The 10,049-nt window shown below is 42.6% G+C and carries 9 protein-coding genes, 1 tRNA gene and 1 other annotated feature; of the genes, 6 read left to right on the top strand and 4 right to left on the bottom strand.

Annotated elements, in window-relative coordinates; all coding sequences use genetic code 11:
* Nucleotides 1-349: 349 nt before the first annotated feature.
* Both TY49_RS25485 and TY49_RS19825 read right to left on the bottom strand, forming a co-directional pair.
* Complete coding sequence (locus TY49_RS25485; protein ID WP_269745776.1) at nucleotides 350-472, bottom strand: hypothetical protein; 123 nt, start codon at nucleotides 470-472, stop codon at nucleotides 350-352.
* 106 nt (nucleotides 473-578) lie between these two features.
* Nucleotides 579-1,529 (bottom strand): YaaC family protein, encoded by a 951-nt coding sequence (locus tag TY49_RS19825; RefSeq protein ID WP_041967640.1) that lies wholly within the window; start codon nucleotides 1,527-1,529, stop codon nucleotides 579-581.
* Nucleotides 1,530-1,641: 112 nt separating this feature from the next.
* Here TY49_RS19825 and guaB point away from each other — a divergent pair, with 112 nt between their 5' ends.
* The 6 genes from guaB (at nucleotide 1,642) to TY49_RS19795 (ending at nucleotide 8,164) form a co-directional block, all read left to right on the top strand.
* Nucleotides 1,642-3,108 carry an IMP dehydrogenase gene (guaB, locus tag TY49_RS19820; protein WP_041967639.1) on the top strand — a complete coding sequence of 489 codons (1,467 nt, stop codon included), beginning with the start codon at nucleotides 1,642-1,644 and terminating at the stop codon, nucleotides 3,106-3,108.
* Nucleotides 3,109-3,340: 232 nt separating this feature from the next.
* The gene (locus tag TY49_RS19815; RefSeq protein WP_052442243.1) at nucleotides 3,341-4,645 is read left to right on the top strand and encodes a serine hydrolase; all 1,305 of its coding nucleotides are present in this window, start codon (nucleotides 3,341-3,343) and stop codon (nucleotides 4,643-4,645) included.
* 167 nt (nucleotides 4,646-4,812) lie between these two features.
* Nucleotides 4,813-5,694, top strand: coding sequence for a pyridoxal 5'-phosphate synthase lyase subunit PdxS (gene pdxS / locus TY49_RS19810; protein WP_041967638.1), 882 nt, complete (start codon nucleotides 4,813-4,815; stop codon nucleotides 5,692-5,694).
* Between the two features lie 10 nt (nucleotides 5,695-5,704).
* The gene (gene pdxT, locus TY49_RS19805; protein ID WP_041967637.1) at nucleotides 5,705-6,295 is read left to right on the top strand and encodes a pyridoxal 5'-phosphate synthase glutaminase subunit PdxT; all 591 of its coding nucleotides are present in this window, start codon (nucleotides 5,705-5,707) and stop codon (nucleotides 6,293-6,295) included.
* Nucleotides 6,296-6,349: 54 nt separating this feature from the next.
* Nucleotides 6,350-6,566, top strand: a binding site (T-box leader).
* A 65-nt stretch (nucleotides 6,567-6,631) separates the two neighbouring features.
* Complete coding sequence (gene serS, locus TY49_RS19800) at nucleotides 6,632-7,912, top strand: serine--tRNA ligase (RefSeq protein ID WP_041967641.1); 1,281 nt, start codon at nucleotides 6,632-6,634, stop codon at nucleotides 7,910-7,912.
* A gap of 159 nt (nucleotides 7,913-8,071) precedes the next feature.
* Nucleotides 8,072-8,164 (top strand) — tRNA-Ser (locus tag TY49_RS19795).
* Nucleotides 8,165-8,436: 272 nt separating this feature from the next.
* On the opposite strand, the gene TY49_RS19790 is transcribed toward TY49_RS19795, so the two are convergent.
* Both TY49_RS19790 and TY49_RS19785 read right to left on the bottom strand, forming a co-directional pair.
* On the bottom strand, nucleotides 8,437-9,105 hold the full coding sequence (locus TY49_RS19790; RefSeq protein WP_041967636.1) for a deoxynucleoside kinase: 669 nt from the start codon (nucleotides 9,103-9,105) through the stop codon (nucleotides 8,437-8,439).
* Complete coding sequence (locus TY49_RS19785) at nucleotides 9,102-9,743, bottom strand: deoxynucleoside kinase (RefSeq protein WP_041967635.1); 642 nt, start codon at nucleotides 9,741-9,743, stop codon at nucleotides 9,102-9,104. Before TY49_RS19785 ends, TY49_RS19790 begins: the two co-directional genes overlap by 4 nt.
* Between the last annotated feature and the right edge of the window lie 306 nt (nucleotides 9,744-10,049).

Genomic DNA, 10,049 nt, shown 5'->3' with positions numbered 1-10,049 from the left:
AAGTAGGTGCAACTTCAGACAGGTTTAGCGGAAAAAACGAAAAGTTGTCCGAAGGAGGTGCAACTTCAGACAAGTTTGGAGTAAAAGCAGGAAAAGTTGTCCGAAGTAGGTGCAACTTTAGACAGGTTTAGAGGAAAAGCAGGAAAAGTTGTCCGAAGTAGAAGCAACTTCAGACAGGTTTGAGGAAAAAGCAGAAAAAGTTGTCCGAACCTAGTGCAACTTCAGACAGGTTTAGAGGAAACATACAAAAAGCTTTTCGAACTTGATTCCTATAAACTAAAAGTATCTTTTTCTCATTAGCTCCATACAGTAATAACCCTCTGACAAGTTCAGAGGGTTTTGATATTTACTATTTCTTTTTCTTTCCCAGAGATTGCAATTGATTCATTACCTTCGTGCGTGACTTTTGATCTTTTAGCAAGTATGCTGTACCTAGAGCAACAGTTGTCATCATTAGTTTTTTTCTATCCATATTAAAACCTCCTCGGTTATGCGTTGTCCATATAAATGAAATTCCCGATATCGTATTAGCTAAACATTCTCCTTTCCGCTGTACTGGCTTCAAACCCTTGGTGTTATTACTTATTCATTAGGTATTGGTAAATTAAGTAAGGTCCTTTTTTCAATGTGGACTTTAAAAATGACTGAATCAAGGGATAGTCTTCATTGGGCATCATCTTTATTAACTCGCTCCACCATTCTGTTTCATAGCGCGCAATCATCCCAAGATTATATAACAATAGGTAGTGCAGCAGCAGCTCTGGAAAAAGAAATAAATCGCCTTTATTTAAGGGGAATACATAGTGCTGCTCTTCAAGATTATATTTTAATGGCAGGGGTTCTGATGCTTCGCTTAAGTTTGCTTCAAACCTGATAAGGTTGGGATCTTCTACAAAAGAAAAAGGGATAGAAGATTTGGTCTGAAAGAATTCCTTAAAGCGGTTCTCAGTCATATGGAATTGGTCGATTATTGATATAGGCAGAGAAAAACCTGACTCGGCAGCTGTGACAACTTCGAAAATTTGCTTTCCTCTTAGATCAGAATAGATGCCGGACAATTCTGGGATCAGCTCCAATACATCTCCCATTGTTGCTTTATCGCCTTCCAATTGTTTCATGTGAAACATCTTTTCTGCCATAAGAGAGAACAATCCGTTCTTTTGGAATTTCACTTCATCATCCGTAAAGCTGTATTGTTGTTTTTTTCGTTTCCTTGTTGAAACTCCGTGAGCAAGAACAGCTGTGGTTTCAGGGTAATCAGGTTCAACTGTCAGGATACATGCTTTTATTAGATGGACAAGTCCGTAAAAGAGCAGGATTGGCTGGATGGCCAGCGGAGACTTTTCTGCCTGTTCATAGTAAAGCTTCCCATGTTCGAGATAATACATAAAGGGATAACAGTTTTCGAAGCTTTTCATGTCAGGCTGGTCGATGTTGATTTTACGGTAGCATTTTTTCAGATATGCTTGTGAATACTCTGCTGAAAAAAAGAGAGTGTAACTATTCCATTCCTTATAAGAAGTAGACACATGAAAAACCTCCAAGTTATTTGAAAAGTCGGACAAATAATAACCTTCTTGACAGTATTTTAACCAATTGATAACCTACAAATAATATTTTCTTAAAGGGGGTCATTTTGCTATGTGGGAAAGTAAATTTGCAAAAGAAGGATTAACGTTTGATGATGTGCTGTTAGTGCCTGCCAAATCCGAGGTACTGCCAAAGGATGTGAGCCTGAAGGTAAATCTGACGGAGACTTTGAGATTGAATATTCCGATCATCAGTGCCGGCATGGATACTGTAACAGAATCTGAACTGGCCATTTCAATTGCCAGGCAGGGCGGACTTGGTATCATACATAAAAACATGTCCATAGAGCAGCAGGCTGACCAGGTCGATAAAGTAAAACGTTCTGAAAGTGGAGTCATTACCGATCCGTTCTTTTTAACTCCTGAGCATCAAGTGTTTGATGCTGAACATTTGATGGGGAAATACCGCATTTCCGGTGTCCCAATCGTCAATAACGAGGAAGAGCAAAAGCTTGTAGGAATCATTACGAACCGTGATATGCGTTTTATCCAGGATTACTCCATTAAAATCGAAGAAGTCATGACGAAAACGGATTTGGTGACCGCTTCTGTGGGAACTACCCTTGAAGAAGCAGAGAAGATCCTTCAGCGCCATAAGATTGAAAAACTCCCACTAGTAAATGACGAAGGCGTACTGAAAGGGCTCATTACCATCAAGGATATTGAAAAGGTGATTGAGTTCCCGAACTCTTCGAAGGATGCGCAAGGCCGCTTGCTGTGCGGCGCTGCAGTTGGTGTAACAGCCGATACGATGAAACGGGTCGAGTTGCTTGTTAAGTCACATGTAGACGTCATTGTTGTCGATACAGCGCATGGCCACTCAAAGGGTGTCATTGAAACTGTAAAGCAAATCCGAGAAAGCTACCCGGAACTGAACATTATTGCCGGAAACGTTGCGACTGCAGAAGCGACAAGAGACTTGATAAAGGCAGGAGCGGATATAGTCAAGGTCGGCATTGGGCCTGGATCAATCTGTACAACAAGGGTTGTAGCTGGAGTAGGCGTTCCGCAAATTACCGCTGTATATGATTGTGCGACAGAAGCACGTAAGCACGGCAAAGCAATCATTGCAGATGGCGGTATTAAATATTCAGGAGATATCGTCAAAGCTCTTGCTGCGGGTGGGCATGCTGTCATGCTCGGAAGCTTGCTTGCAGGTGTCAGTGAAAGCCCAGGGGAAACTGAAATCTACCAGGGAAGACGCTTTAAAGTATATCGTGGAATGGGCTCAGTTGGGGCAATGGAAAAAGGCTCTAAAGACCGTTATTTCCAGGAAGATAATAAGAAGTTTGTTCCGGAAGGCATTGAAGGAAGAATACCATATAAAGGTCCTCTTACAGATACGATCTATCAGCTTGTAGGCGGTATTCGCTCAGGTATGGGATATTGCGGCACTGCCAATCTTGAAGAATTAAGGGAGAACGCCCAATTCATCAAGATGACTGGTGCAGGACTAAGAGAGAGTCATCCACATGATGTCCAGATCACGAAGGAAGCACCTAATTACTCTATGAGCTAAGTTTATATTTAGAAAACAGGCAGGGACTAAGACTTTTTTCCTGTATATCAGCTGTTTTTTCCTTATTTTTCAATAGACAGAGTGACTATTCTCTGTCTATTTTTTTCATTTTTTTTATGGTAAACTAAACGGGTGTGATTTTTTAGGGGTCAACAAATATGAAAGTTTCATAGATATTTTATAAAATTTTGGAGGGAAAGTCGTCTTGAATCGTAAACAGAAACAGCTTTCAATGTTCTTTGCAGCATTCATTTTAACGATCACAACTATGTTTTCTGGATTTTCAATGGAAGCAGAAGCAGCAGAGGGACAATTAGGGATCGATGCTGAAGCGGCCATGCTGATTGACGCGGATACAGGAAGAGTCTTATATGAGAAAAATTCCGATGTGGTCCTTGGCGTTGCATCAATGGCTAAAATGATGACTGAATATATGGTCCTTGAAGCGGTCAAAGAAGGAAAGCTTAAGTGGGGCCAGAAGGTAAAAATCAATGAGTATGTCCACAAGCTATCCGCTGCACCTGGCCTATCCAATGTAGGATTAACTCAAGGTGAAGATTATACGGTAAAAGAATTGTATGAAGCGATGGCCATCCATTCTGGAAATGCAGCGACTGTCGCACTTGCAGAGGTTCTTTCCGGAACAGAGAAGAATCATGTTGAAAAGATGAATAATAAAGCTGCAGAGCTTGGTTTGAAGGATTATAAATTCGTTAATTCATCAGGGTTGAATAACTCTGATTTGCTGGGCAACCATCCTGCAGGCAATCCGGATGAAGAAAACGTAATGTCTGCGCGTTCACTGGCTAAACTGGCATACCGTCTGTTGAACGATTACCCAGAAGTTCTGGATACTGCCAAAATGCCATCTTTGAAATTCCGTGACGGACGTGAATATAAAAACTTTAACTGGATGCTTCCAGGCCTTATCTACCAGTACGATGGTGTTGACGGCTTAAAAACAGGTTCGACTGATTTTGCAGGATATGGTTTTACTGCTACTGCAATGAGAAATGACCAAAGATTTATTTCTGTTATCATGAAGGCAGACTCTAAGGATAGCCGTTTTGCTGAAACGCGTAAAGTCCTTGATTTTGCTTTCAGTAATTTTACAGAAGAAGAGCTTGTAAAAGATAATCATCAGATCAAAGGCAAGAAAAACCTTCCGGTAACGAAAGGGAAGGAAGACAGCGTTAAGATTCAGTCTAAAGATGCCATTACAATGACCATCAGAAATGGTGAAAAGGATGAATATGAACCGGTTCTCGTACTGGATAAAAAGAAGCTGAATGAAAATGGCGAACTGACTGCTCCTATTAAAAAAGGTGAACAGATCGGCTATATGACTGTTAAGTCCAAAAAGGATGAGGGCATCAGCTTTTTAACTGAAGATGGACAAAAGCAAATCCAGGTTCCGGTTGTCGCAGCTGAAAGTGTCGAAAAAGCGAACTGGTTCGTGCTTATGATGCGCGGTATCGGCGGTTTCTTTGGAGACCTATTTGGCGGAGTTGCTGACACGGTTAAGGGTTGGTTTTAATTAAGTTGTAATATAAAGAATATTTGGTTTCCTGCCTTGACAGGAAACCTTTTTTATTGTTTATTTTCAATAGGGATAACTAAATTCCGACTAAATAAGTCTGGTTTTCCAGTTATTTTCAAGTGCTTACATAGTAATCCTTTTTAAAGGGATAAGGGGGAAAAACAATGAAGACAGGTACTGATCGAGTTAAACGCGGTATGGCAGAAATGCAAAAGGGCGGCGTCATCATGGACGTTGTTAACGCTGAGCAGGCGAAGATCGCAGAAGAGGCCGGCGCAGTTGCCGTAATGGCCCTCGAACGTGTTCCATCGGATATCCGCGCGGCAGGCGGCGTAGCAAGAATGGCTGACCCACGTATCACTGAAGAGGTAATGGGTGCTGTCACAATTCCCGTTATGGCAAAAGCACGAATCGGCCACATCGTAGAAGCGCGCGTGCTAGAAGCGATGGGTGTAGATTATATTGATGAGAGTGAAGTTCTGACTCCAGCAGATGAAGAATACCACCTAAATAAAAGAGATTACACAGTTCCATTCGTCTGCGGCTGCCGTGACCTTGGTGAAGCCGCGAGAAGAATCGGAGAAGGTGCTTCTATGCTTCGTACAAAGGGAGAGCCAGGTACGGGTAATATCGTAGAAGCTGTCCGTCATATCCGAAAGGTGAATGCGCAGGTTCGCAAGGTCGTCGCAATGGACATGGATGAGCTTATGACAGAAGCTAAGCTTCTTGGGGCTCCATATGAACTGCTTCTTGAAATCAAGCAGCTTGGACGTCTTCCGGTCGTTAACTTCGCAGCCGGTGGTGTTGCAACGCCAGCAGACGCTGCATTAATGATGCAGCTGGGTGCTGACGGAGTGTTTGTAGGATCTGGTATCTTCAAATCTGATAATCCAGCAAAATTTGCAAAGGCAATTGTTGAAGCGACGACTCACTATCAAGATTACGAACTGATTGCGAACATTTCGAAAGGTCTTGGCATCCCGATGAAGGGTATGGAAATTTCATCATTGGCACCTGAAGCCCGCATGCAGGACCGCGGCTGGTAAGGGGATAGCTATGGTGAAAATAGGAGTACTGGGCCTTCAGGGGGCTGTACGAGAGCATATATGGGCAATCGAAGCATCTGGGGCTGAAGGCATTGTCATTAAACGCCCTGCACAGCTGGCAGAAGTCGACGGCCTGATCATTCCGGGCGGAGAAAGCACCACAATCCGTCGTCTTATTGATAAGTATGGCTTCATGGAAGAGTTAAAGAAGTTCGCTGTTGATGGTAAGCCGATGTTCGGAACTTGTGCCGGATTGATATTGCTTGCGAATGATCTGGTTGGCTATGATGCGCCGCATCTTGGTGTCATGGATGTGAAAGTTGAACGTAATTCATTTGGCCGCCAGCGCGAAAGCTTTGAAGCTGACATTAGTATTGCAGGAGTGGCTGATAATTTCTCAGCAGTTTTCATTAGGGCACCTCATATTGTGGAAGCTGGCGAGAATGTCGAAGTGCTGGCCAAGCATAATGACAGGATTGTTGCTGCTCGTGACGGACAGTTCTTAGGCTGTTCCTTCCATCCTGAATTGACGGATGATTATAGACTCATGAACTATTTTGTAAAAATGGTCGAGGAGACAAAGAGTAAAAATTTTGCATAAACCGCTTGCATGCTGAACATAATTGTAGTAAATTATGTATTAAAATTTGATAGTAAAAAAGCTATGAGAGGGAATAGTAGCTTGTATCCATTCCAAAGAGAGCCGGTGGTTGGTGCGAACCGGTGTAAGGTGCAAATGAATCCGCCCTCGAGCAGAGTATGGAACGCCATTATGGCAAGTAAATACTTTCGGTAAAAACCGTTATTTTATGAGTGGAAAGCATTTTTGCTTTCAACTAGGGTGGCAACGCGGGTTAACTCTCGTCCCTTTTTGGGGACGGGAGTTTTTTATTTTATCAAAGGTTTTTTTACTTCAGGTAAAAGGGAGGAAATCGCAGTGTTAGACGTAAAGTATTTGAGAGCGAATTTTGAAGAAGTAAAACAAAAGCTTCAGCATCGTGGCGAAGACATGACCGACTTCGGCAAGTTTGAGAATCTGGACGTGAGGCGCAGGGAATTAATTCTTGACGCTGAACAGCTGAAGAGCAGAAGAAATGAAGTGTCCCAGCAGGTTGCGCAATTGAAGCGTGAAAAGCAGGATGCTGACCAATTGATCGCTGAAATGCGTGAGGTTGGCGATAAAATCAAGGTTTTGGATGATCAGCTGCGTGAGGTTGAGGAAGAATTGGAAGCCTTGATGCTCAGCATTCCGAATGTCCCTCATGAAAGTGTTCCTGTCGGAGCAACCGAAGAGGATAATGTAGAGGTTCGCAAATGGGGAGAAATCCGAGAATTTGAATTTGAAGCAAAGCCACACTGGGATGTCGCAGACCATTTGAAAATCATTGACTTTGAACGTGCTGGAAAAGTAACCGGAAGCCGCTTTGTATTTTATAAGGGATTAGGAGCACGACTTGAACGCGCCTTAATGAGCTTCATGCTTGACCTACATGTCGACGAGCATGGCTACACGGAAGTTCTTCCGCCATATATGGTTAACCGTGCAAGCATGACAGGGACAGGACAGCTTCCTAAATTTGAAGAGGATGCGTTCCTAATCGAGAGCGAAGACTATTTCCTGATTCCGACAGCAGAGGTTCCTGTAACGAATATGCACCGAGATGAAATCTTGAGCGGAGAGGAACTGCCGATCAATTATGCTGCCTACAGCGCATGCTTCCGTTCAGAGGCAGGATCTGCGGGTAGGGATACTCGCGGTTTAATTCGCCAGCACCAGTTTAACAAAGTGGAGCTTGTTAAATTCGTAAGACCGGAAGATTCTTATGAAGAGCTCGAAAAATTGACGGGACATGCGGAGAAGGTGCTTCAACTGTTAGGCCTGCCTTACCGTGTATTGAGCATGTGCTCAGCAGATCTCGGATTCACGGCTGCGAAAAAATATGATATTGAAGTCTGGATCCCAAGCTACGGCACCTACAGGGAGATCTCTTCTTGCAGTAACTTTGAGGGCTTCCAGGCTAGACGTGCGAATATCCGTTTCCGCCGTGAAGCTAAGGCTAAACCAGAGCATGTGCACACACTGAACGGATCTGGTCTTGCGATTGGCCGTACAGTAGCCGCAATCCTGGAAAATTACCAGCAGGCTGATGGAAGTGTCATCATTCCAGGAGTATTGCGTCCGTACATGGGCAACCGTGAAGTTATCGCTCCTAAATAATAAACATTTTATAATAAGATTAGTGTCTAGCTTCAGCGATTGTCAGAGCTGACCAAGGCGCTTTTGCTTTTCTTTTTGGGCAGGATCAATTCCTGCCCAAAAAAAATCAAAAGAAGTGTTGACTCAAATTTAAATACATGATATTATATTTCTTGTCTCGGAGGTATACCCAAGTCCGGCTGAAGGGATCGGTCTTGAAAACCGACAGGCGGGTAACACCGCGCGGGGGTTCGAATCCCTCTACCTCCTCCATAATTTTAATATTAAGCATTAACGCATAAAAACAATTTGGAGATTGTGTAAAGAAACCCGTTACGGATGTAGCGGGTTTTTTTATACCCTTTTTTTTGGGTGCTTATAGAAAAGTTCTATGTGCCTTTTTAGGGGAAGTGGTATCTCGATTAGGGCTTATAGAAAAGTTCTATGTACCCTTTTGAGTAGTGGCCAACTCATTTTGTGCTTTTAGATCCCTGTTAGCTCTGTCTCAATACGCGTAGAAAACAAAAAACCGCCAAATGGCGGTTTTATTTTTTCAACAATTGAGTTTGCCTAATATGTGTAGCGATCTTCTCAACGATTGGTTCAATTGATTCTGGATTGTTAAACAAATCATAATCATTGATATTCAAACGCAAGACTGGACATGCGTTGAAGTTATTGATCCAATTTTCATAACGTCCATGCATTTCTTCCCAATAAGTAATCGGTGTCTGCTGTTCCATCGGACGTCCTCTTAACTTGATGCGGTCAAGAATATCGTCGAGTGAACCCTCAAGATAAATCAGCAAATCTGGATGTGGGAAGTATGGGGTCATGACCATCGCTTCAAAAAGGCTTTTGTATGTTTCATAGTCCACAGGTGACATTGTGCCTTTTTCGTGATGCATTTTAGCGAAGATGCCTGTATCTTCATAAATTGAACGATCCTGGATAAAGCCGCCGCCGTATTCGAAAATTCTTTTTTGCTCCTTGAAGCGCTCTGCAAGGAAGTAGATTTGCAGGTGGAAGCTCCAGCGTTCGAAATCGGCATAGAACTTATCGAGGTATGGATTTGTATCAACTTTTTCAAAGGATGTACGGAACCGAAGGGCATCCGCAAGGGCATTCGTCATAGTCGATTTACCGACTCCCACAGTACCAGCAATCGTGATGACCGCATTTGCCGGGATGTCATATTTTGTTCTTAGATTCATGGTTGTACGCTCCTTCTTCTTAATGATGCGGTTAGCTGGTCAATGATCAGCTGAAGGTCTTCTTCATTTTTAACAAAATCCAGGTCATCACCGCTGAAACGGAGGACTGGGATTTCTGGGTGGTCTTGCTCGAATCGAAGCATTGCTTGTTCATAATCAAGAGATAATTGCTCTAAATATAAAGGACTGATGTTTTTTTCGACTTCGCGGCCGCGCATCTTGATGCGCTTGAGCAATGTATCAAGACTTGCATTCAAGTAAATGATGACATTAGGCTTAGGCATATCCTTTGTCAGGATTTGATAAATCTCTAGGTATTTTTTAGACTCCTGATCATTTAAGGTACGCTGTGCGAAAATGAGGTTTTTCATGATATGGTAATCAGCAACGACAGGCTTGTTTTTGCTGAGGTAATGTTCATTAATATCTCCAAGCTGCTTATATCGATTGCAGAGGAAAAACATTTCTGTCTGGAAACTCCATTCTTCTATGTTATCGTAAAATTTCCCCAAAAATGGATTCTCATCGACAATTTCCTTTAAAAGTGCAAATTGAAACCGTTCGGAAATGGCACGTGCCAGTGACGTTTTTCCGATACCGATCGGTCCTTCAACCGTTATAAAAGGTGTTCCTTCCACAACATGTCCTCCCTCTCCGTTGTATCTATCTCTATTTTACATTTCTGTCAGTTAAATCACGCAAAATCCATTTTATCACACCAATGTATGATATGGGTATGGAATATTAAGAGGCAATTTTAGCAAAAAAGAAGACAGCCGCATAAATACTGCGCCTGTCATTTATTATCGGAATTTGTAAAATTATTTTAACAGAAAATTTTATCTTTTAAAAAGAGGGCAGGTATTACTTTCATTTTGAGAAATGTCTAGCTTCAGCGCCTAACCCCTCGAGTCGCTTGTCTAGTGTCGCCTCCTAGAAACTTC

The organism is Mesobacillus selenatarsenatis SF-1 (assembly GCF_000813125.1).
GTDB classification, from domain to species: Bacteria; Bacillota; Bacilli; order Bacillales; family Cytobacillaceae; genus Mesobacillus; species Mesobacillus selenatarsenatis.
This window is presented reverse-complemented; position numbering and strand designations above follow the sequence as displayed.

What these genes read in the sequence shown, in the direction of transcription:
- pdxT (WP_041967637.1), top strand. Translation starts at nt 5,705, where the DNA reads ATGGTGAAAATAGGAGTACTGGGCCTTCAGGGGGCTGTACGAGAGCAT.
- TY49_RS19790 (WP_041967636.1), bottom strand. Translation starts at nt 9,105, where the DNA reads ATGAATCTAAGAACAAAATATGACATCCCGGCAAATGCGGTCATCACG.
- TY49_RS19815 (WP_052442243.1), top strand. Translation starts at nt 3,341, where the DNA reads ATGTTCTTTGCAGCATTCATTTTAACGATCACAACTATGTTTTCTGGA.
- pdxS (WP_041967638.1), top strand. Translation starts at nt 4,813, where the DNA reads ATGAAGACAGGTACTGATCGAGTTAAACGCGGTATGGCAGAAATGCAA.
- guaB (WP_041967639.1), top strand. Translation starts at nt 1,642, where the DNA reads ATGTGGGAAAGTAAATTTGCAAAAGAAGGATTAACGTTTGATGATGTG.
- TY49_RS25485 (WP_269745776.1), bottom strand. Translation starts at nt 472, where the DNA reads ATGGATAGAAAAAAACTAATGATGACAACTGTTGCTCTAGGTACAGCA.